We start from the raw sequence: 22,554 nt of genomic DNA, 5'->3' as shown, positions 1-22,554 counted from the left end.
CTGCGTCGGCTGCGTCGGCTGCGTCGGCTGCGTCGGCTGCGTCGGCTGCGTCGGCTGCGTCGGCTGCGTCGGCTGCGTCGGCTGCGTCGGGACGGTGGTCGCTGCGCGCCCTCGGCGGCGCGGGGCGCCCGCGTGTTTCACGTGGAACGGGGCCGGCGGCGGTTGACGGTCGACGGTAGAACCGTGTGCGGTGTTGCCGCGCGAGTGCGCGTGGCTCGCGCTGGTCCAGCGACTCGGGTTCACCGTCGTGAGCTCAGACATCGTGGTCCGTGGGGTCGGCCGCGGCGCTGGCAGTCGCCGGTCATGGGTCGGTGAGCTGAGGCGCGGGGCGCACGACAGCACCCGCGAGTTGTGGATGCGTGGGTGCTGCTCAGAACGCCGACGTCGCGCGGCGGGGGCGTCGGGGCGGTGGTTCCTCGCGCCGCTGTGCGTGGGGCCGTGGGTCAGTGCGCTTGGCCGGGCTGCGGCTCGCGGGTCAGGGCGACGACGCTCGACCCATCCTTCGTCGACGCTGCGGCCCGAGATCCTGAGCGCACCGACGAGATGCTGAGCTCACCAACGGGTTGCTGAGCTCGCCGACGACGCACTGAGCTCGCCGACGCTACGCGAGCGCCGCGGCGCCGCGTGGGTGGACGGCGCTGTGAGTCGTGAGGAGGTGGTGCTCATCGCCATGCGCGGTCGGCGGCCGTTGGCGGCGCGCCGAGCGCCCGGCGAGGTGGATGCAAGCACGGGGTGCCGCCTGCGCCGTCCGCCGGACGGTTTCACGTGGAACGGAGGCGGACGCCTCTTGGTCCCCGCAGTCCGGCGAGATGTCGAGAACTTCCGCCGTGACCGGAGACCCAGCCGCGCCAGGCGAGGAGCGTCAGGTGCGAGGCGGCCTCGACTGGCTGTGGTCGGCAGCGGCCAAGGATGAGCGGCGCGGGCACGTGGCGCCGGCACGCACGCTTCACCGCCGCTCCTTCGGGTGTGCCCCGCAGGGCGGTGCGGCCGGGGTGCGTCACGGGGAGGCGTGAGTTCTTGGCTGAGGTGGACGGCCACATGGGCGTATCCAGCTCGACCGTCACCTACCAGCCAAGGCGCACATGGATGCTCCCTCGTGGGGTCCGTCGGGGTGACCCCGCCGGTGACACTAGACCGCCAGCCCTCACGGGGATCCTCACGCGCGGTGAAGGGCGCGAGCATGCAGGGAGGCTGTGGCGAGCGGCGAGGTCTCGACCGGTCGGTGAGCTTCGTGCGAGCCGGATCCTCGAGTCACGAGCGTCGACGCTCACGTCGCGCTCCGACGCATTCGTTCTGGCTGAGTTCTGACGCGACGACTACGCCACGAGTACCGCGATGCCCTCATATCGAAGAGGCCGCGGCGCTGGCGCCGTCGTGCGCAAGGCTGGCCGCGCAGAGACGTGCCGCCCGGCTGCGGACTTCTGCCGGGCGTCACGTCGCGTCGGACCACGCCGCACGGGGCGAGGCTCGTCTCCACGCGGAGAGGTATCAGAGAGCCCTTGTTCCGTCTGCACGCGGCACCCCGCGCGGGAGGACCCGGCTCACGGTTTCACGTGGAACACGATGGATTGATGCCACGTCGCGGGTCTCACGTGCAACCGCGACATAGAGGGGAGCCCTCTTGGTGGCTCGATGAGTCTTCGCCAACACCGCATGCCACGCGGCGTTTCACGTGGAACTGGCGGACTGCTTGGCGTGGACACGTCCTGAGGGCGCGGGGCGCTCCTTCATGTCGGGCAATGCTGCGTGCGATCGACCGTTCCATGAGCACCCGGCTGGCGGGAACGAGGGCCGCCCGCTCGACGGCGTGCGGGAGGCCAGGGGCAGTGGCGATGCAGGCCTCGCGCGGCAACGGGGGTCCTGGGGCGCGCAGTGCTCCGGCGCGAACGTCCGCGACCCCGGGCCCGCGGGAGTCCTCGATGCGACGGCTAGGGAGCAACTCGCTACGGCGCGGCACATGAGGAGGAAGCAGCCCGTGTGGCACCCGCCGCTTGTGGTGGCGTGGTGCGCGCGGCGGACGTGGGGACTCCCTCCGAGGTGGACTGTCGAGATCGGGGTCCGACCCACGAGGGGCACGCCGGCTCGGCGGACGCGCCCTGTCCACTGGAAGGCCCGTCCGGCGCGGCGACCAGTGGTGAGCCTCGCCGTGAGCGTGAGCGTGAGGTTGGGCGTGAGCGTGGGCGTGAGCGTGAGGTTGAGTGTGAGCGTGGACGGCAGATCGTGGTCGGGTTGACAGAGCGTCGCGCCGTCTTCGCTGTGCGGTGACGGGGGAGTCAGCAGCCCTCCGCCGGACGACGAGTCGCCCACCGGTGCACGCACGCCGCGGCGGGTGCTCGTACCTTGAGGTGCTCGCTGGAAGGCAGTCGGGGCGGTAGCACCGGCTGAGCGCCTGCGATGGCGCGGGAGCGACCGTCGTCGAACCGCAGCGCGGGGAGTTGCTCATCGTGACCACTCCGACTGCAGCAGTCGAGGGGGCTCTCGCCAGACTCGGTCGATCAGCTGGGTGCAGCACGTGCGACTGCCACGGACGCGCAGCCGCGCGTGTCAGAAGCGTGGTCGAGCGCCCGCGCAACGCCGATGGGACGGCCGCCGAAAGGCGGAAGCGCCGCACGTCTACCGAAGTGGCTCGACACGAGGAGATCAGCGCGGCGTCGGCCAGCGCTTCCGCGGAGGGCGGCCGAGCCTGCCTCCATGGGAGGGGACCGACGCGGTCGAGGGAGCGACCGCTGCGGAGGGCCCGCCGCCGCCGCGCGCTTGCGCCTGCACCGAGGGGCGGAGCAGTGCGGTCCAACCGAGGACGACGTCCTGCTGCGCATCGCCAAACGGCGTGCTCCGGTGCCCGTGCCGGGATCGACCTCGTGCGGGGCTCGAGCGGTGGACACGTTCGCGTGGCACCTCAGCGTGACCCGCCACCCGAGGCGGCGGGTCAGCGCGAGTGTCCGGGTCTGCGCACACGTGCCGCGACAGGCTGCGCGTCAATGTGTCAGCGGCACCTGGTGGGGGCGCCGAGGAACTTCCCACCGAGCGGGCGCGGACGGGGGGCGCACTTCGGCACCCGACCGCAGCGGTTCGTCCACACCGCGCGAGGATCGGATGGTGTCGACACGAGCGACCGCGTGGCCGCGAGCCCGATCGCTGCACCAGCCGCCCCGAGGACCGCCTCCGCGTCAGCCTTCCAGCCGTTCCCGCACCGTCCGTTCGACCGATGCGGCACGTCATGCACGCTCGGTGCTCGGTGCTCGGTGCTCGGTGCTCATTGCTGGGTGCCGGGTGCTTGGTGCTCGTTGCTGAGTGCTGGGTGCCGGTCCAGCACCCCCTGTCGCTCGTGCGCCGCTGCGTCGCGTCGCCATCCGGAGGGTCCGGCACGGCGATGCCGAGCGTCCGGCTGCCGCTCGGGCACGCGCACGCATCGGGAGGTCGCGCACGCGATCGCAGGCGCGGGCCTCCCGGTCCGGCGGTATGCGGCGGGGTAGCGTAGGGGCGCGACGAACGGGCCGTGCCACCGTCGAGTCGACCGCTCGTTTCACGTGGAACAGGAGCCACCGGGTGCAGGACCAGTCACCGGATCTCGCAGCGAACGAGCCTGACCCGTGGGACGGTGACCCGCGGCTGCCCGAGTTCTTCGCCGACGCGTGGGTGGCGGTCCGCACCTTCCGGGACTACCTGGTCGAGGAGGGTGAGCTGCGCGGGCTCATCGGCCCACGAGAGATCCCGCGGTTGTGGGAGCGGCACCTGCTCAACTCGGCAGCGGTGGTGCCGTACCTCCCGCAGACCGGAGTGGTCGTGGACGTGGGATCCGGGGCCGGTCTGCCCGGGATCGTCGTGGCGGCCATGCTCCCCGACGCCGAGGTGGTGCTCGTCGAGCCCATGGAACGGCGGGTCGCGTGGCTGAACGACGTGGTCGCGCGCTGCGCGCTCCCGAACGTCGAGGTCAGACGTGCGCGGGCGCAGGAGCTCGACGGTGCGATCGAGGCCGACGCCGTGACCGCGCGTGCCGTCGCCGCGCTGGACAAGCTCTACCGGTGGACCGCCCCACTCGTCCGCGACGGCGGGACGGTGGTCGCGATGAAGGGCGCCCGCGCCGAGGGCGAGCTCGCGGCAGCCGCGAAGGCGATGCGAGCGGTCGGGCTGGTCGACGGTCGCGTGCACGAGGCCGTGACCATCCCGGGGACCGAACCGACACGCGTCGTGACCGCGGTGAGGAGGGTGCGAGGTGTTCGGTAGGAAGAAGCGCCGCGAAGAGAAGGCGGCGGCTGCTCGCGCGGCGGCTGCGACGCCGGCGACCGACGTCCCCGTACCGGCAGTGCCGCCGGCCGACGAGTGGCAGCCCGGAAGCCCTCCCGATCACCGTCCCGCCGCGGGCGCGACGCCGTCCGAGGCGCCGGTCACTCCGGCGTGGTCGTCCCGTGGAGCCGTGGCCGGGGCGACGAGCCCGCAGTGGCCGGCGACCGCCGACCTCTCCCGCGGCCCGTCGGTCGCGAGCTCCGTCGCCGTCGACGAGGCCCAGGCCGAGCAGGACGGCGGAGCCGACGGGGACCACGTGCCCGGACCGTCGACCACGTCTGTACCGACCGCCGGCGGCGTGCCCCGATGGAGCGCGGGGCCGGACACCGAGACCGATGCGGCCGCTGGAGTCCACACGCACGGCCGCGACACGGAAGCGCCTCCCGGCGTGGACGACAGCACCCAAGCCGAGGTCCAGGACGGCGCTGGTGCCGCGACGGAGACCGCGACGCACGGCGAGGCCGCGGACGAGGGCGTCGACCCGGGCCCCGAAGGCGCCACCCACGTCCCACCGCACGACGTCGTTTCACGTGGAACCACGTCGACCCTGGCGGTCGAAGGGGAGGCCCCCGCACCCACCGCGCTGGACGACGCCGCGACGACTGAGGATGCACGCCCGCGTCGTGGCGCCCGTCCGCGCCCCGTCTCGGTGACGCAGCTGGGAGCGGTGTACGCGTGGGAGACTGAGCAGCCGGACGGCACGACCCCGGACGGGCCACCTGACGACGCGGACGGCCGTGCGCGGCAGCCCGACCCGTCGGACGGCGTGGCGGTGGGCGCTGGTGACACGTCGTCCGCACCTCCGGGGGAGCGCCCCGCTGAGCCGCGTGCGCTCGACCAGGTGCGTGCGACGCTCGCCGACACCGCTCTGACCAGCACGAACACCGCCCGCGCGGCGCGTGAGGACGAAAGAGGACCCGTGGACGACCAGCAGGACCCCGCCCCCGGGACCGAGAGCGCGACCGGTGCGCCGAGCCCCGCGGGTGACCCGGAGGAGGCCCGTCGCGCCGCGATCGTCGACAGCCTGCCGCGCGCGTCGGACGACACGCCGCTGCTCGCCGAGCTGCAGCTCGACGCCCGCCGCAGGATCGAGCTGCGCGGGCGGAAGTTCCCCCGACCGCCGCGGACGCGGGTCATCACGGTCGCCAACCAGAAGGGCGGCGTCGGCAAGACGACGACGACCGTCAACCTCGCGGCCGCGCTCGCGCAGGCGGGCCTGCAGGTCCTGGTCCTCGACAACGACCCGCAGGGGAACGCGTCGACCGCTCTCGGCATCGAGCACCGCGCGGGGACGCCGTCGATCTACGAGGTGCTCGTCGACGGCGCGCCCATGCACGAGGCGGTCCAGCAGAGCCCCGACGTCCCGGGCCTGTGGTGCCTGCCGGCGACGATCGACCTCTCCGGGGCCGAGATCGAGCTCGTCTCCATGGTGGCCCGTGAGACCCGGCTACGGACCGCGCTCGACAACTACCTGACGTGGCGCACCGACAACGGCCACGAGCGGATCGACTACGTCTTCGTCGACTGCCCCCCGAGCCTCGGCCTGCTGACGGTCAACGCGTTCGTCGTGGCACGCGAGGTCCTGATCCCGATCCAGTGCGAGTACTACGCACTCGAGGGCCTGTCGCAGCTGCTCAAGACCATCGACCTCATCCAGGCGCACCTGAACCCGCGGCTCGCCGTCTCGACGATCCTCCTCACGATGTACGACGCGCGCACCAACCTCGCGCAGCAGGTCGCCGAGGAGGTGCGGACGCACTTCCCGGAGCAGACGCTGCGCACGACGGTGCCGCGGTCCGTCCGGATCTCCGAGGCGCCCAGCTACGGGCAGACCGTCATCACGTACGACGGCAGCTCGTCGGGCGCCCTCGCGTACCTCGAGGCGGCCCGCGAGCTCGCGGAGCGTGCCGTGCAGGCCACCACCCGTACCGACGGCGTGCCCGTGCCGGCCACGCCCGCCCAGGAGGACCAGTGAGCGAGAAGCGTCGCGGCCTCGGCCGCGGACTGGGGGCCTTGATCCCCACGGGTCTGGAGACCCCGCGCAGCACCGGGGACCGTCCCGTCGACGTGTTCTTCCCCGACACGCGCAAGGACGAGCGGGCCGCGTCGGCCGCGAGCACGGTCGACCCGGCCGTCGAGGACGCGTCCGCGATCGCGGCCGGCGCCCCCACCGCGGACACCGTCGACGCGGCGGCAGCCGCGGACGTCGATGCGGGTGACGCGGCGGCAGCCACCGACGTCGTCGCGGGTGGCGCGGCCGCGTCGGTCGACACGGACGGCCTGGTCCCGGTCCCCGGGGCGCGATTCGCGGAGCTCCCCGTCACGTCGATCCGGCCCAACCCTCGACAGCCGCGCGTGGTCTTCGACGAGGACGCGTTGGCCGAGCTCGTGGGGTCCATCCGTGAGATCGGCGTGCTGCAGCCGGTCGTCGTGCGTGCTGTGGGCGACGGCTACGAGCTGATCATGGGGGAGCGGCGCTGGCGCGCGACGCAGGAGGCGGGCCTCGCCACGATCCCGGCGATCGTGCGGGAGACCGAGGACGGCGACCTGCTGCGCGACGCCCTCCTGGAGAACCTGCACCGAGCCCAGCTCAACCCGCTCGAGGAGGCGGCCGCCTACCAGCAGCTCCTCGACGACTTCGGCTGCACGCACGAGGAGCTCGCGACGCGGATCCACCGGTCGCGTCCGCAGATCTCCAACACGTTGCGGCTGCTGAAGCTGCCGCCGCTGGTGCAGCGCCGCGTCGCGGCGGGCGTCCTGTCGGCGGGGCACGCGCGGGCGCTCCTGGGCCTGGCGGACGGTGCGGCCATCGAGCGTCTCGCGCAGCGGATCGTGTCGGAGGGGCTCTCGGTGCGCGCGGTCGAGGAGATCGTCGCGCTGGGTGGGGACGAGACCGCGCCGACGCGACGTCCGCGGCCGCGTGCCGGCGTCCGGAACGAGGCGTTGGACGACCTGGCCGCTCGGCTGTCGGACCGTTTCGAGACGCGCGTGAAGGTCGACCTCGGCAAGTCGCGTGGCAAGCTCACCGTCGAGTTCGCGTCGGTGCAGGACCTCAACCGCATCCTGACGGCCCTCGCTCCCGACGACCCGGGCGTCCTGCGGCCCTGACCGGGCTCCCGTGCCGGCGAGGTGCCGACCGTGCTCGACGGGCGTCAGGCGCCCGGCCGTCGTCGTCGACCCGGCCGCGCCCCAGCGCCGAGGGGACGAGGCGGTCGACTCGGCCTGCGCGCAGCGGGTGCGGTCGCGCCGTGCCGGTCGTCGACGGCAACGTACATCGACGTGGCAACCGTATGTACGACTTGCTTCTTCGCAGTTCAGCGGCGTGCGACGGCGTCCACGAGCGCGCGGTACAGGCGTCCCAGGTCGTGCCCGGCCGCCTCGGCGGCCTGCGGGAGGAGCGACGTCTCGGTCATGCCGGGCGCGACGTTGACCTCGAGGAACCACGGGACGCCGGCCGCGTCGACCACCAGGTCGGTGCGTGACACGTCGCGCAGGCCGAGGGCGCGATGAGCCCGCACGGCGACCTCCGCGACGTCCGCCGCCGTGGCGGCGTCCAGTCGCGCGGGCGCGAAGTACTCGGTGCGGCCCGGGCTGTAACGCGCGTCGTAGTCGTAGGGACCGTCCGTGACGACCTCCACGGCGGGCAGCGCGAACGGCCCGTCGCCCGTGTCGAGGACGCTCACGGCGACCTCGGTGCCCGTGACGGCCCGTTCGACGAGCGCCGTGTCCGTGTAGGAGAAGCACTCGACCATGGCCCCCGGCAGGGCGTCGCGCGTCGTCACCAGCGTGACGCCGAGCGCCGACCCGCCGCGGGAGGGCTTCACCACGAGCGGCAGCCCGAGCTGCCCGACCACGAGGTCGAGCACCTGCGCCGCGCCGAGCTCGCGGAACAGCGACTGGGGGAGCGTGACGTGCTCGGGCGTCGCCACCCCCGCGCGTGCGAGCACGGTCTTCGCGACGGGCTTGCTCCATGCGACGCGGCTCGCGCGCGCGTCGGACCCGAGCACGCGCAGACCGAGCATCCGGACGACGTCACGCACCGAGCCGTCCTCGCCGCCGGCGCCGTGCAGCAACGGCCACACCACGTCGGGGCGGAGCTGCGAGAGCGCCGGGACGAGGTCGGGGTCGACGTCGTGCACCGTGACCTCGAGGCCGGTGGAGCGCAGCGCCTCGGCGACGCGCCGGCCCGAGCGCAGCGACACGTCGCGCTCGTGCGACAGCCCGCCCGCGAGGACGGCGACCGTGGGCGCGTCGGCGTCAGGGGGCGTCCGCCCCTCCGTTGCGGCCACGTCAGACGACGTCCGGCCCGGGAGACTGCACCGCGTCGCGCGGCACGGTCCCGGACGCCCCGAACAGCTCGACGAGGTCCCGCTCGGCCGTGACGACCCCGGCGAGCCGACGCACGCCCTCGCGGATCCGCTCGGGCGTCGGGTAGCAGAACGACAGGCGCATGTGGTCCGCGCCGCGACCGTCGAAGAAGAACGCCGTGCCCGGCACGTACGCCACCAGCGCCGTGACCGCGCGCGGCAGCATCTCGCGGGCGTCGAGCCCCTCGGGGAGCCGCACCCACGTGTAGAAGCCGCCCTCGGGCACGGTCCAGGACGCCGTGGGCATGAGGTCCGCCAGGGCGCCGACCATCGCGTCGCGCCGCTCGCGGTACATCTCGCGGTAGTCCTTGATCTGCGACCGCCAGTCGCACGTCGACAGGTAGGTCGACACCGTGAGCTGCGACGAGTTGGACGGGGAGAGGATCGCCGACTCGCTGGCGAGCACGAGCTTCTCGCGCACGGCGTGCGGCGCGACCACCCACCCGACCCGGTACCCGGGGGCGAAGGTCTTGGAGAACGACCCGAGGTACAGCACGCCTTCGTCGTCCAGCGACCGCAGTGCCGGGCGCGGCTCGCCCTCGAACCCGAGCAGGCCGTACGGGTCGTCCTCGACCACCAGGACGCCGTGGCGACGCGCGATCTCGAGGACCCGCGGGCGTCGCTCGGTGGACATCGAGACACCGGCCGGGTTGTGGAAGTTCGGCACCGTGTACAGCAGCTTGACGCGTCGTCCGGCCGCGGCGAGCGCCGTGAGCGTCTCGTCGAGCGCCCCGGGCACCAGGCCGTGCTCGTCGATCGGCACGTGCACGACGTCCGCCTGGTAGGCGCGGAAGACGCCGAGCGCGCCGACGTACGACGGGGCCTCCGCGACCACGACGTCGCCGGGGTCGACGAACACGCGGGTCACGAGGTCGAGCGCCTGCTGGGACCCGGTCGTGACGACCACGTCGTCGGGGTGCGCCTCGACGGCCTGCAGACGCATGACCTCGAGGATCTGCTCGCGCAGCGTCTCGTCGCCCTGGCCGGAGCCGTACTGCAGCGCGACGAGCCCGCGCTCGGCCACGACGCGCGCCGCGATGTCGCTGAGCTGGTCCAGCGGCAGACGCGCGAGGTACGGCATGCCGCCGGCGAGCGAGACGACCTCGGGGCGGTTGGCGACGGAGAACAGCGCGCGGATCTCGGAGGCCCGCATGCCGCCCGTGCGCTCGGCGTACGCGCCGAGCCAGGGGTCGAGACGGGTGCCGGCGGCGGCCGCGGACGTGGGGTGGCCCGACGTCCTGCGGTCGGGCTGGGGCACGGTGGTCATCGACCGAGTGTGGCACGCCGGCCCGGAGGTCCCGGGCACCCGTCCGGCGAGCGACCCGGTCCCTCCGCGTCGTCAGGCCTCGGCGGCGGTCTCGAGCAGCTCCTCGAACGACTGCTTGAGCGTCGCCTTCGGCTTGGCGCCGATCACCGCGTGGCTGAGCTCGCCGCCCGCGAAGAACGCGATGTACGGGATCGACTGGATCTTGTAGTCGTCACGCAGCCCGGGGTTCTCGTCGGTGTCGACCTTGACGACCTTGACGCGGCCCGCGTACTCGTCCGCCAGCTCGTCGAGCACGGGGGACACCATGCGGCACGGGCCGCACCACGTCGCCCAGAAGTCGACGACGACGGGCAGGTCGCTGCGCAGCACCTCCTGCTCGAAGGTGAGGTCGGTGACGTCGGTCGTGCTCATCGCGCGACCTCGTCCTCGGGCACGAGCGCCGAGCCCGGCACCATCGGGTCCGCGACGGGCGTCAGGCCGGCGAGGTAGTGCTGCGCGTCGAGCGCGGCGGCGCAGCCCGAGCCCGCGGCCGTGATGGCCTGCCGGTACGTGTGGTCGACGACGTCGCCGCACGCGAACACGCCCGTGAGGTTGGTGCGCGTCGACCGGCCCTCGACCTGCACGTAGCCGTTCTCGTCGAGCTCGACCTGGCCGAGCAGCAGGTCCGTGCGCGGCACGTGGCCGATCGCGACGAACAGGCCGCCGGCGCCGACCTCGCGCTCCTCGCCGGTCACGGTGTCGCGCAGCGTCACGCCGGTGACCTTCTCGTCGCCGTGGATCGCGGCGACCTCGGAGTTCCACGCGAACGAGATCTTCGGGTCCGCGAACGCGCGGTCGGCCATGATCTTCGACGCCCGCAGCTCGTCGCGGCGGTGCACCATCGTCACGCTCTTGCCGAAGCGGGTGAGGAACGTCGCCTCCTCGACCGCGGAGTCGCCGCCGCCGACGACCAGGATGTCCTGGTCGCGGAAGAAGAAGCCGTCGCACGTCGCGCACCACGACACGCCGCGGCCGGACAGCCGCTTCTCGTCGGGCAGCCCCAGCTCGCGGTACGCGGAGCCGGTCGCGAGGATCACCGCGCGGGCCCGGAACACGTCGCCGCTGCCGGTCGTGACGACCTTGACGTCACCCGTGAGGTCGAGCGACGTCGCGTCGTCCCACAGCACCTCGGCGCCGAACTTCTCGGCCTGCTTCTGCATCGAGTCCATGAGCTCGGGGCCCTGGATCCCGTCGGGGAAGCCGGGGAAGTTCTCGACCTCGGTGGTGTTCATGAGGGCGCCGCCCGCGGTCACGGAGCCGGCGACGACGACGGGCGACAGGCCCGCGCGCGCGGCGTAGATCGCGGCGGTGTACCCGGCCGGGCCGGACCCCACGATGACGAGGTCGCGCACGTCGGAGATGGGCTGGGCGGCGGGTTCGGTCACGGGGTGCCTCGCTGTGTCGGTCGGCGTCGCGGGCGGGCGACGGGGCCGCTGGGCGGCCCTGATGACGGCTCGTGCAACCGATCGTAGGGCGCGGTTGTTCCCGTCGCGCCGCGTGTCCGCACCGGGGGCGGCCCGGGCGCGGACCCGGTCAGGAGACGGTGATCTCGGTGATCTCGAGCCGGAACTGCCCGGCCGCGTTGGTGGGCAGCTCGGTGAACCACAGCACGAGCGAGCCCGTGCGGACCGGCTCGGCGAACGTCAGGTCGGTGGTGGGGCCGAGCGTCCCGGACGCGAGGACGTCGCCCTGCGTCGGGGCGTCCCCGGTGGTCGACCGGACCTCCACGCCGCCGCCGGTGCCGTTCACGGCGAGGGTCACGCCGCTGACGGTGGTCTCCTCGGCGAGGCGGACCTCGATGCCGATGCCCTCCTTCAGACCGCCGAAGTCGGGGCGGTTGTACGTGTAGGAGAACCAGAACGTCGACGGGTCGCCGTCGATCGCGCGCTCGGTGTTCTCGACGCGCTCGCCCTCGGGGTTGGTCGGGTCGAGCGTGCGGATGCCGGCGATCGCGGGCGGCGGACCGGCCGGGGGTTCCTCCGCGGGCGGCTCCTCGGGAGCCGCGGCCCCGCCGTCGGACGGGTCGCCACCGGGGGTGGGCGTCGCCTCGGTCTGCGTCCCCGTGCCGGCCTCGCCGCGGTCCGGCTGGACGAACAGCGCGCGTGCGGCGACGACGAGCCCGACGAGGACGGCCACGCCGACGACCACGAGCACGAGCGCGGTCGGGTCGAACCGGCGTCGCGGCGCCTCGTCCTCCTCGACGAACGCGAACGGGTCCTCGGTGAAGCCGAGGCCGCCGTCCCAGCCCGGTTCCTGCGCGGGGGCCGCGGGGGCCTGGTGCACGGGCGGGAGCGACGCGGGGAGCGTCGGCGTCGCGGCGGCGGCCGCGGTGGGCTGCGCGGACGTGCGCGCCGGGGGGATCGCGCTCGACCGCGTCGGCGCCGCCGGCGGGGGCGTGCCGGGGCGCGAGACGCCCTGCGGGAGCTCGTCGAAGGCCGAGCGCACGGACTGCCGTGCCACGCGCACCGGCTCGGCGGGCACCTCGGGCGCGGTGGCCGCGGCCGCCGCGGCGACAGCGCCGCCCGCGCCCGCGTCGTCGCGGTCGTCGACCGACCGCCCGATGCGGATCTCGCCCCACGGCTCGAGCTCGTGCACCAGGTCGCCCGGCGAGTGCGGGCCGTCCTCGTGCGGGCCGAGGGTCACCGAGCACAGCGTGTCGAGGTCGTTGGGCACACCCGCCTCGAGCTCGGCGGGCGGCACGACCGTCCCGTCGAGGACGGGTGCGGCCGGGACGCGCGGCGACACCGTGTCGTCGTCGGCCGCCGGCCACCGACCGGTGAGGCCCGTGTACAGCAGGCGCACCAGGTCGACGGCGTCGCGCCGGCTGGTCTCGCGCGCGTCGGTCGGTGCGATGCCCAGCAGCGCGGCGTCGATCGCGAGCCCCGAGACCACGACGCGTCCGTCGGAGGACACGTGGACGACGGACGGGCGCAGCGCGAGGTGGTGCACACCGCGACGCCGCGCGACCTCGAGCGCGGCGGCGGCCTCGCCGACGACGGCACGCGCCTGGTCCGGGGTGAGCGCGCCGCGCTCCACGAGCTGCGCGAGCGACGCCCCGGTGATCTGCTCGGACACGACGTAGCCGACGCCCTCGTGGGTGCCGACGTCGAGGACGCGCACGAGGCGCGCGTCCGTCACGAGCGCGGCGCGGCGCGCGGCGTCGAGAGCGGGCGCGACAGCGCCCGAGCGCAGGACGCGGACACGGACGGGTCGGTCGAGGATCTGGTCGGTGGCCTGCCACACGGACACGCCCTCGAGGTCCGACGGCAGCGGGTCGACCACCCGGTAGCGCCCCGCGAGCACCGTGCCCGGCCCGACCTGCTCCGTCACCGTGCCACCTCCGAGACGTACGTCGGCGGGACGCGCGGCCGCGCGTCCCGTGAGCATGCTAGACGGCCCGCCGTCAGCGCCGCCCCCGCAGGCGCCGGACGAGCGGCCCCACGAGCTGGTCCAGCTCGCGCACGCGCAGCAGCTTCAGCCCGCCGACGTACACCAGCACCATCACCGTCCCGACGACCGCGCACTGCACCAGGGCGCCGACGACGCCGCCCGGGCCGACGACCTGCACGACGAGCAGCACGGCGACGCCCACCGCGGCCGCCGCGACCGTCGCGAGACCGGCGCGGGCGTGCGTGCGCAGCACGTGGGCGCCGTCGACGTCACCCCCGAGCCGTCGGCGCAGGGCCCGCATCGCCATGAGCGTCCCGAGCAGGTACGACGCACTCATCGACAGGCCCGCGCCGGCCACCCACGCGCTGTGGGGGAGCACCGCCTGCCCGAGCAGCGTCCCGGCGACGACGACGCCCGCCATCGCGGCCTGGACGGGGACCATGCCCTTGGCGTCCTCGTACGCGTAGTAGACGCGCTGGCACATCGACCAGGCGCCGAACGCCGGCAGCCCGACGGCCATCGCGACGACGACGCCCGCGACGGCGCTCACGGCCGCCTCGGAGGACGAGACGAGGATGAGCCGCACGACGGGCCGCGCGAGGACCGTCAGCCCGGCACCCGCGATCAGGGTGAACAGCCCGACGACGCGCAGACCCGTCGAGAGGTCCGCGCGCACGCCTGCGACGTCGCCGTCGTGCGCGCGTGCCGACAGCCGCGTGAACAGGGCGGTCGCGAGTGACACCGTGACAAGCGAGTGCGGCAGCATGAAGAGCATGAAGGCGTAGTCGTAGGCCGCGTTGCCGGCGATGTCGGACGTCGCGACGCAGGCCGCGCCGGGGGCCGCCGATGCCACGCGCGAGACCACGACGTAGCCGAGCTGGCCGATGGCCAGGCCGATGAACGTCCAGGTCGCGACCTTGCCGGCTCGTCCCAGACCCGAGCCCCGCAGCCCCCAGCGCCACCGGTAGCCGACGCCGGCGCGACGCAGGGCCGGCACGAGGACCAGCGCCTGCGCGACGACGCCGAGCGTCGCCGAGCCGGCGAACACCGCGATCTGCGGGGTGCCCCAGGTGACGTCTGCCGACGCCCCGCCGAACACCGCCATGAAGACGCCGAACCCGGCGATCGACACGAGGTTGTTCACGACCGGCGCCCACATGTACGGCCCGAACGACCCTCGTGCGTTGAGCACCTGGCCCAGCAGGGCGTAGACGCCGTAGAAGAAGAGCTGGGGGATGCACCAGTAGGCGAAGGTCGTCGCGAGCGCGAGCTGCGTGGTGCTGCACGGGTCGGCGTACAGCCGCACCAGCAGCGGGGCGGCCAGCGTGAGGACCACCGACACGCCCGCCAGCAGCGCGAAGCCGAACGACAGCAGGCGGTCGACGTACTCCTGCCCGCCGTCGCGCTTGTAGGCGCGGACGACCTGCGGCACGAGCACGGCGTTGAGAACGCCACCCGCGAGCAGCATGTACAGCACGTTGGGGAGCTTGTTGGCGACCGAGAACGCGTCGGCCGCCTGGCCCGTGGCACCGATCGCGGCCGCGAGCACCATGGCGCGCAGGAACCCCAGCAGGCGGGACACGGCGGTCCCGCTCGCCATCAGCGCCGCCCCGCGCCGGAGGCCGCCCTGAGGCGCCTCGTCCGGGACGTCCCCCGGGTCGCCCGGCGTCGCGGGGTCGCGGGGCGGGGGCGTCGCGGTCACTGGTCCTCCTCCGGGGCGCCGCCCAGCACCGGCAGCGGGCGCGTGCCCTCCTCGCCCTCGACGCGGTGCGCGCCGCGCCGCGCGCTCTGGCCGCGGCGGACGGTCCGCACGACGCCCAGCACGAGCCCGACCGCGAGCAGCGCGCCGACGACGAGAGTGCCGACCGACTCGATGGTCGGCGACGCACGCACCACGAACGTCACGGGTGCGGCCAGGGCGGTGCCGTCGGCGCCGGTGAGCACGGCCTCGACCACGACCTCGCAGTTGGCGATCGCGTGCACGGCGACGGGCACGACCTCGTCGCTGCCCGCCGGGACGACCACGACGTCGCTCGGGTCGACGTCGAGGCACGCCTTGCGCGGCGTGACCTGCACGCGGACCGACGCCGCGGCGGGCAGCTCGTTGCGGACCGAGAACCGGACCTCGCTGTCGGCGCTGATGAGGTTCTGCGTGCTCGTGGGGGCGAGCGTGAGACCGGTGCGCCGGGCGTCCACGTCCGCCACGACCGCGTCGACGAGCCGGGCGCGTGCGTCGGGGTCGGCGCGCCACGCGGTCGAGAGCGGTGCGAGCACCTCGGCGTCGACGCCGCGCAGGACCGTCGCGGGGTCGTCGGTGACGCCAGCGAACGCGACGGTCGCGGACCGCGCGTCGGCCAGCCGCGTGACCTGCTCGGGCGCGAGCGCCGCGGGGACGTCGGTCTGCGCCGGGAGCGTGTCGCGCGGCGCGGCCGCGTCGGTGGCGCCCAGCAGCGCGGTCAGGGGCGCCGAGCGCGACCACGGCGCACCCTGGACCGCGGTCAGCGCGGCGTCGACCAGCGCGACGTCGGGCGTCGCCGTGCGGGGCAGCGCGACGAGCACGTGCTGCGGCCCGTCGGTCGACGCGCGCGCGAGCACCGCGAGCTCGGCGAGGACGCGCTGCACGACGGTCGCGCGGGTCGCCGCCGGGTCGAGCGACGTCGGGTCGACCAGCAGCGTCGTGAGCGTCGCGTCGGGCACGAGCCCGGTGACGGTGCCGTCGTCGGTGGGCAGCACCGTGCGCGCGCCGGCGGCGTCGACGTCGGTCGTGAGGTCCCCGGGAGCGAGGACGAGCGTCGACGCCCCGGCCGCCGCGGCGAGGTCGACGGTCGCGCGGTCGGTGGTCGGGCCGGGCGCCCACAGCACGTCGGTGCGCGCGGCGAACGGGCTGCCGTCGGTGACGTCCGTCGCGGCCGCGCGCGCGGACGCGTCCAGCGCCGCCGTCAGGAGGTCGGGCTGGTCGGCGTGCGCGAGCGCGACGAGGTCGGGGTCCGACCACGGCAGCGCGACGACGTCGCGGCCGCTGCTCGCGGCCACGAGCGCGTCGGCCCACGTCGCGACGGGGCCGGACTCGGCACGCGCGGCGGTGAGCAGCGCCGGGTCGACCGCGAGCGCGACGTCGGGGTGGCGGCGCGTGAGGTCGAGCACGGCCGCGAGCCTGCCGCCGCCGCGCACGAGCTCGTCGAGGGCGGGTTCCGGCGCCGTCACGTCGACGCCGGCGGGCACGGGCGCCGGGCCGACCACGGGTGCGAGCACCGACAGCCGCGCCTGGGCGACGTCACCCTCGGTCGCCCAGAGCGCGAACGTGCGCTGCAGGCCGAGCCGTGCGCTGCGCCCGCCGGTCGCCTCGACCGCGAGCCCGCGCGGCCCCCACGTGTCGGGGCGGTCCAGCAGCCCGACGCCGTCCGCGGGCACCCGCGCCTCGACGTCCGCCGACGCGCCGGGGGCGAGCGGCTCCTCGAGGGCGACCGTCGCGACGACCGTGCCGACGCGGGCGCGGGCGTCGGCCGTGCCGGGCTCGAGCCACGTCGCGAGGTCGGCCCGCGACCCCGGGCGGATGCGTTCGAGGCGCACACGCGCACGGAGGTTCGCGATCTCCTCGTCGGTCGTGTTGGTCAGGCGGGCCTGCACGACCAGGTCGTCGCCGGGGCGCAGCACGTTCGGCGTGACCTGCGTGATCTGCACGCGAACCGGGTCGAGGTCGGCGGCGGGGGTGCTCGCGCCCCGGCTCGTCGTCGGGGAGGGAGCCGGGGTCGCCGACGCCGCGGCCGGGGTCACGAGCGCGAGCAGCACCAGGAGCGTGGCGAGCAGCGTGGGCACGGCTCGGCGGGCAGCGCTCATCCGTCGGTGAGGACGCTGAGGGCCATGCCTGCCAGGCGTCGCTCGTTCGGGTAGGCGAGCCGGCCGGACAGGTCGACCACGCGCACCCACTCGACGTCCTCGGCCTCCCCGTCGGGGTCGTTCTCGACCGTGAGGTCGCCGTGCAGCGCGCCGAGCAGGAAGTGGTGCACGACCTTGTGCACGCGGTGCTCGTCGCCCGAGAACCAGTAGTCGATGACGCCGAGGCGGCGCAGCACGCGCCCGGTGATGCCCGTCTCCTCGGCGATCTCGCGGACGGCGGCCTCCTCGGGCGTCTCGTCGCCCTCGAGGTGCCCCTTGGGCAGGCACCACTCGAGGCGCCCGGCGCGGTTGCGCCGGGCGATCACCGCCGCGGCGTAGTGGTCGCCCTGCCGGGTGACGACGAGCCCGCCGGCGGACGTCTCGTCGACCACGGGCAGCGTCGCGGGCGCCTGACGGGGCGTGGTGCGCGCGGGGTCGATGCGCAGCGCGTGCCCGCCGGGCGGGGCCGGCACACGCCCGGGGCGGGGCGGGTGGGCGGCGGTGGACATGCCGACACTGTAACGACTCGGCATCACCGCACCACGCACGGTCGCGACGCGCGGTCACGTGGAGATCACGTGAGAGTCATCGGCACGTCATGCGCAGCACACCCGCGGACGTGTCACGCGTGACCTCTGGCAGGCTTGTCCGGTGCCCGACGCCCCCGCCCAGCCCGACGCCGCCGCCGTGCAGCAGCTGCGCCGCCGTGCCCTGGAGTCCCTCGCCGCGATGGCGCCCGACGCGCTCGACCTGGGGACGCGGTTCCGCGCGGCCGGGTACGAGCTCGCGCTCGTCGGCGGCCCCGTGCGCGACGCGTTCCTCGGCCGGCCCAGCCACGACCTCGACCTGACCACGTCCGCGACGCCGGACGAGGCGGAGCCGCTCCTCGCGGCGTGGGGCGACGCGCACTGGGACATCGGGCGCGAGTTCGGCACGATCGGCGCGCGCCGGTTCGCCGGCCGGCACGGCGCGGGGTCGCAGGACGTCGTCGTCGAGGTCACGACGTACCGGACCGACGCGTACGACCCGACGTCGCGCAAGCCGCTCGTCGCGTTCGGCGACACCCTCGAGGGCGACCTGTCGCGGCGCGACTTCACGGTCAACGCGATGGCCGTGCGCGTGCCCGACCTGCAGTTCGTCGACCCGTTCGACGGCCTGGGTGACCTCGCGCGGCGCGTGCTCCGCACGCCCATCGACCCGCGCCGGTCGTTCGACGACGACCCGTTGCGCATGATGCGCGCGGCGCGGTTCGTCGCGCAGCTCGGCTTCCGGCTCGACGACGACGCGCGCGCGGCGATCGTCGACATGGCGTCCCGCATCTCGATCGTCTCCGCCGAGCGCGTGCGCGACGAGCTGACGAAGCTGCTGCTCGCGCCGCACCCGCGCGCGGGCCTCGAGGTGCTCGTCGACACGGGCCTGGCGGACCACGTGCTGCCCGAACTCCCGGCGCTGCGCCTCGAGATCGACGAGCACCACCGCCACAAGGACGTGTACCAGCACTCGCTCATGGTGCTGGAGAAGGCGATCGCGCTCGAGACCGGGCCGGACGGCGCCGTGCCCGGTCCCGACCTCGTGCTGCGCCTCGCCGCGCTGCTGCACGACATCGGCAAGCCGCGCACGCGACGGTTCGAGGACGGCGGGGGCGTGAGCTTCCACCACCACGAGGTCGTCGGCGCCAAGATGGCCGCCAAGCGGCTCAAGGCCCTGCGCTTCGACAAGCAGACCGTGCAGGACGTCGCGCGGCTCACCGAGCTGCACCTGCGGTTCCACGGCTACGGCGACGGCGAGTGGACCGACTCCGCGGTGCGCCGCTACGTGACCGACGCGGGCCCGCTGCTCGAGCGGCTGCACCGGCTGACGCGCTCGGACTCGACGACCCGCAACCAGCGCAAGGCCGCGCGCCTCAAGGCCGCGTACGACTCGCTGGAGGACCGGATCGCGACGCTGCGGGAGGCCGAGGAGCTCGCGGCGATCCGCCCCGACCTCGACGGCACGCAGATCATGGACGTGCTCGGCATCCGGCCCGGCCGCGACGTCGGGGAGGCGTACCGCTACCTGCTGGACCAGCGCCTGGAGCACGGGCCGCTGGGGGAGGAGCGCGCGCGCGAGGTGCTGCTCGCGTGGTGGGCGCAGCGCTCGTCCTGAGCTCGGCGGCCGCGCGCCGGACGCAGCCCGCGGGTCACCGCGGGGGTCAGTCGACCCGCACCACCAGCACGCACACGTCGTCCTCCTGCCCGCCGTCGACCACGTCGGCGACGAGCGCGTCGCGGACCGTGGTCGCGTCGGCGTCCGGCGGCAGGGTCGCGAGGTGCGCCTCGAGCGCCTCGATGCCCTCGCGCAGCCCACGGTCGCGGCGCTCGACGAGCCCGTCGGAGTAGAGCACCACGACGGACCCGCGCGGCAGCTCGCGCGACGCCTCGGGCGCGGTGCGCGACTGCGGCGAGGGCAGGCCGACCGGGGTGCGTCGGCCACCGTCGAGCCGCTCGACCGTGCCGTCCGGCAGCCGCACGAGACCCGGCGGGTGCCCGGCCGAGGACCACGTGACGTGGGCACCGTCGCGCGTGCGGCGCCACCGCAGCAGCACGCAGGTCGCGACGTCCCCGAGGTCGAGCGCGCCCACCAGGCCGTCGAGCCGGCGCAGCGCCGCACCGGGGCTGTCGCCGCGCCACACCGCGGTGCGCAGCAGCGTGCGCAGCTGCCCCATCGACGCCGCGGCCCGCAGGTCGTGGCCCACGACGTCGCCGACCGTGAGGCTCGTGCTGCCGTCGGGGAGCACGTACGCGTCGAACCAGTCGCCGCCGACCTCGGCCCGCCGCCCCGACGGCAGGTACGACGCCGCGACGTCGAGCCCGCCCACGTCGCCCAGCACGGGCAGCAGCGAGTGCTGCAGCGTGAGGGCCGCGTCCCGCTCCGCCAGGTAGAGGCGCACGTTCTCCAGCAGGACGCCCGCGCGCCGGCCCAGGTGCGCGGCGGTCACGACGGCCTCGCGGTCGAACCCGTCGACGTCCTCGTGCACGAGGCACAGCACGCCCAGCACGCGCCCGCGCCCCGTGACCGGCACGAGCATCGCGCTGCCCAGGCCCAGCTCGTGCAGCAGGCGCAGCTCGTCGGGCGTCGTGCGGCCGGGCAGCGAGGCGACGTCGACCGGCAGCGTCACGGGCACGTGCGTCGCGTCCGCCGCGAGCGTCTCCGCGACGCGCGGCGAGCGCAGCAGCCACGACGTGCCCTGCGAGCCCAGCGCGTGCGCCGCGGCCCGCCGGGCGGGGTCCGTCGCGACGACGTGCACGCGCTCGAACCGGCCGCCCTCCGAGACCATCGCGACGAAGCCCCACGTCGCCATGCGCGGCACGACGGTGTCGGCGAGCGCGGCCACGGCCGCGTCGTAGTCGAGGTGCCGGGACAGCTCGTCGCCCACCGTCGCGAGCAGCTCGAGCCGGTCGGCCGTGCGGTGCATGAGCGTCAGCTCGAGCGTGCGCGCCGCGTCGCCGACCGTCTCGGCGGTGACGTCCACCTGCACGCCCACGCGGTACATCACGTGCCCGCCCGCGTCGCGCACGTGCGCGACCGCGAGCTGGTTCCAGAACTGCGACCCGTCCTTGCGCGCGTTGAGCAGCGTCTCGCGCAGGTCCTCGCCCGCGGCCAGCGCGGCGCGGACCCGGTCGACGGCCGCGGGGTCCGTGTCCGCCGACTGCAGGAACCGGCAGTTGCGACCCACGACCTCGTCCGCGGCGTACCCCGTGAGCTCTGTGAACGCCGTGTTGCACCACACGACCGGGTCGTCGGGCAGGTTCGGGTCGGACACGGTCATGGCGTGCGGGCCCGCCTCCAGCACGAGCCGCGCGAGCGCGCCGTCCAACGGCCAGCCGCCCGCCGCGGGGCGTGCGGCGCCGTCGAGCGTGCTGCCGTCGGTGCGGTCGTCGGTCGCGTCGGCGCCGGGCGTCTGCACGCTCACGTACGGACCGTCGCGGGCGCCGCCGGCACGTCCACGGGCTCGCGCGGGCCCGCCGCGAACACGAGCGCCCCCACCAGGTACACGCCCGCGATCACCGCGAACACGGCGCGCGACCAGCCGGTGTCGGGCAGCGCGACCGCGGCGAGCGCCGCCGCCCCGACGAACGCCGCGTTGTAGAGGACGTCGTACAGCGAGAACGCCCGCCCCCGGTACGCGTCGGCGGTGTCGCGCTGCACGATCGTGTCGACGGCGATCTTCGCGCCCTGCGCCGCGAGCCCCAGCGCCACGGCCGTCGCGAGCACCGCGGCACGCGCGACGGTCACGACGAGTACGAGCTGGCTGACGACGGCGAGCAGCATGCACGCGACGATCCACACGTGCGCGCCCACGCGCGGCACCAGCAGCGGCGTCAGCACGACCGCGAGGGCGAACCCGACGGCGCTCGCGGCCAGGACCGTGCCGAACGTGCGCAGGCCCGCGCCGGCGTCGGCCGGGTCGGACAGCAGGTTGCGCGAGATGAGGATGCTCGCGATGAAGACCGCGCCGTAGCAGAACCGGTGCAGCGCCATGACGCCGAGCGCGTACCCCGGGGTCCGGCGCGCGACCAGGTACCGCGCGCCCGCCACCAGGCCGTGCGCGAGGCTCGCGAGCGCCGCCTTCATCTCGGAGGTGTCAACGCGCTCGTCCGGCCCGAGCTGGTCGGGGCCGAGGCGCGCCGCCAGCGCCGACGCGCACGCCATCACCGCCGCCGCCACGAGCAGCGAGACCGCGTCCCGCAGGCGGCCGTCCGGCAGCAGCAGACCCAGCACGAAGCCCACGAGCGCCCCCACGCCCGCCGACGCCGCCCCCAGCGTCGGCGTCAGCGAGTTGGCGGTGAGCAGCAGGGGCCCGTCGACGACCTTCGGCAGCGACGCCGACAGCGCCGCGAGCAGGAACCGGTTCACCGACAGCGTCACGAGCGCGAGCACGTACACCAGCGGCCCCACGCCCTGCGTGAGCATGACCACCGCGATCGTCGCGGTCAGCGCGACCCGCACGAGGTTGCCGTACAGCAGCACCTGGCGGCGGCGCCACCGGTCCAGCAGCACGCCGGCCCACGGCCCCACGATCGTGAACGGCAGCAGGAGGACCGCGAACGCGGCGGCGACGCCCGTGGCGGTCGACGCGTTCTCGGGCGAGAAGAAGAACAGCGTGGCCAGCCCGACCTGGAACATGCCGTCGGATGACTGGCTCACCAGCCGCACGGCGAACAGGCGCCGGAAGCCGGTCAGCGGCCAGAGCGCCCGAAGGTCGGAGATCACCTGCACCGCCTCAGGCTACGTGCCGCCGCCGACCACGCCCGCCGGGCCGCCGCACGTCACCCCCGACGTGCCGCACAA

14 protein-coding genes are annotated in these 22,554 nt (G+C 74.9%); 4 read left to right on the top strand and 10 right to left on the bottom strand.

From position 1 onward, the window contains the following. The first annotated feature begins 3,546 nt into the window (after positions 1-3,546). The 3 genes from rsmG to CS2_RS04385 all read left to right on the top strand — a co-directional run bounded on the left by rsmG (position 3,547) and on the right by CS2_RS04385 (position 7,392). On the top strand, positions 3,547-4,224 hold the full coding sequence (gene rsmG / locus CS2_RS04395) for a 16S rRNA (guanine(527)-N(7))-methyltransferase RsmG (protein ID WP_070319037.1): 678 nt from the start codon (positions 3,547-3,549) through the stop codon (positions 4,222-4,224). Positions 4,225-5,203: 979 nt separating this feature from the next. Beyond that, positions 5,204-6,259, top strand: a complete 1,056-nt coding sequence (locus CS2_RS04390) for a ParA family protein (RefSeq protein WP_046529674.1) — start codon at positions 5,204-5,206, stop codon at positions 6,257-6,259. Further along, the gene (locus CS2_RS04385; protein ID WP_070319036.1) at positions 6,256-7,392 is read left to right on the top strand and encodes a ParB/RepB/Spo0J family partition protein; all 1,137 of its coding nucleotides are present in this window, start codon (positions 6,256-6,258) and stop codon (positions 7,390-7,392) included. Before CS2_RS04390 ends, CS2_RS04385 begins: the two co-directional genes overlap by 4 nt. A gap of 206 nt (positions 7,393-7,598) precedes the next feature. Here the strand turns inward: CS2_RS04385 and CS2_RS04380 are convergent, their stop codons facing one another. The 8 genes from CS2_RS04380 to CS2_RS04345 all read right to left on the bottom strand — a co-directional run bounded on the left by CS2_RS04380 (position 7,599) and on the right by CS2_RS04345 (position 17,732). Further along, complete coding sequence (locus CS2_RS04380) at positions 7,599-8,573, bottom strand: D-alanine--D-alanine ligase family protein (protein ID WP_070319035.1); 975 nt, start codon at positions 8,571-8,573, stop codon at positions 7,599-7,601. 1 nt (position 8,574) lies between these two features. Continuing rightward, complete coding sequence (locus tag CS2_RS04375) at positions 8,575-9,918, bottom strand: aminotransferase-like domain-containing protein (protein ID WP_070319034.1); 1,344 nt, start codon at positions 9,916-9,918, stop codon at positions 8,575-8,577. Positions 9,919-9,990: 72 nt separating this feature from the next. After that, complete coding sequence (gene trxA, locus CS2_RS04370) at positions 9,991-10,329, bottom strand: thioredoxin (RefSeq protein ID WP_070319033.1); 339 nt, start codon at positions 10,327-10,329, stop codon at positions 9,991-9,993. Next, entirely contained in the window at positions 10,326-11,342 is a 1,017-nt protein-coding gene (gene trxB / locus CS2_RS04365) for a thioredoxin-disulfide reductase (protein ID WP_070319032.1), read from the bottom strand. Before trxB ends, trxA begins: the two co-directional genes overlap by 4 nt. A 148-nt stretch (positions 11,343-11,490) precedes the next feature. Beyond that, the gene (locus CS2_RS04360) at positions 11,491-13,287 is read right to left on the bottom strand and encodes a protein kinase family protein (RefSeq protein WP_070319031.1); all 1,797 of its coding nucleotides are present in this window, start codon (positions 13,285-13,287) and stop codon (positions 11,491-11,493) included. 73 nt (positions 13,288-13,360) lie between these two features. Then, on the bottom strand, positions 13,361-15,049 hold the full coding sequence (gene murJ / locus CS2_RS04355) for a murein biosynthesis integral membrane protein MurJ (RefSeq protein WP_082739860.1): 1,689 nt from the start codon (positions 15,047-15,049) through the stop codon (positions 13,361-13,363). Next, positions 15,046-17,184, bottom strand: coding sequence for a DUF6049 family protein (locus tag CS2_RS04350; protein ID WP_156441989.1), 2,139 nt, complete (start codon positions 17,182-17,184; stop codon positions 15,046-15,048). The genes murJ and CS2_RS04350 overlap by 4 nt, the downstream gene beginning before the upstream one ends. Next, positions 17,181-17,732: an NUDIX hydrolase gene (locus tag CS2_RS04345; protein ID WP_082739858.1), complete on the bottom strand. Its 552-nt coding sequence runs from the start codon at positions 17,730-17,732 to the stop codon at positions 17,181-17,183. The genes CS2_RS04350 and CS2_RS04345 overlap by 4 nt, the downstream gene beginning before the upstream one ends. Positions 17,733-17,874: 142 nt before the next feature. Here CS2_RS04345 and CS2_RS04340 point away from each other — a divergent pair, with 142 nt between their 5' ends. Then, on the top strand, positions 17,875-19,368 hold the full coding sequence (locus CS2_RS04340) for a CCA tRNA nucleotidyltransferase (RefSeq protein WP_070319029.1): 1,494 nt from the start codon (positions 17,875-17,877) through the stop codon (positions 19,366-19,368). Between the two features lie 46 nt (positions 19,369-19,414). Here CS2_RS04340 and CS2_RS04335 read toward each other — a convergent pair whose 3' ends face one another. Further along, a complete protein-coding gene (locus CS2_RS04335) occupies positions 19,415-21,175 on the bottom strand; it encodes a SpoIIE family protein phosphatase (protein WP_233421062.1) in 1,761 nt (586 codons plus the stop codon). After that, positions 21,172-22,482 carry an MFS transporter gene (locus tag CS2_RS04330; RefSeq protein WP_070319028.1) on the bottom strand — a complete coding sequence of 437 codons (1,311 nt, stop codon included), beginning with the start codon at positions 22,480-22,482 and terminating at the stop codon, positions 21,172-21,174. The genes CS2_RS04335 and CS2_RS04330 overlap by 4 nt, the downstream gene beginning before the upstream one ends. Positions 22,483-22,554: the final 72 nt, after the last annotated feature.

This window comes from Cellulomonas iranensis NBRC 101100 = JCM 18110, assembly GCF_001552375.1.
Taxonomy (GTDB): Bacteria; Actinomycetota; Actinomycetes; order Actinomycetales; family Cellulomonadaceae; genus Cellulomonas; species Cellulomonas iranensis.
The sequence above is the reverse complement of the archived record's forward strand: the minus strand, read 5'-3'. Positions and strand labels throughout refer to the sequence as shown.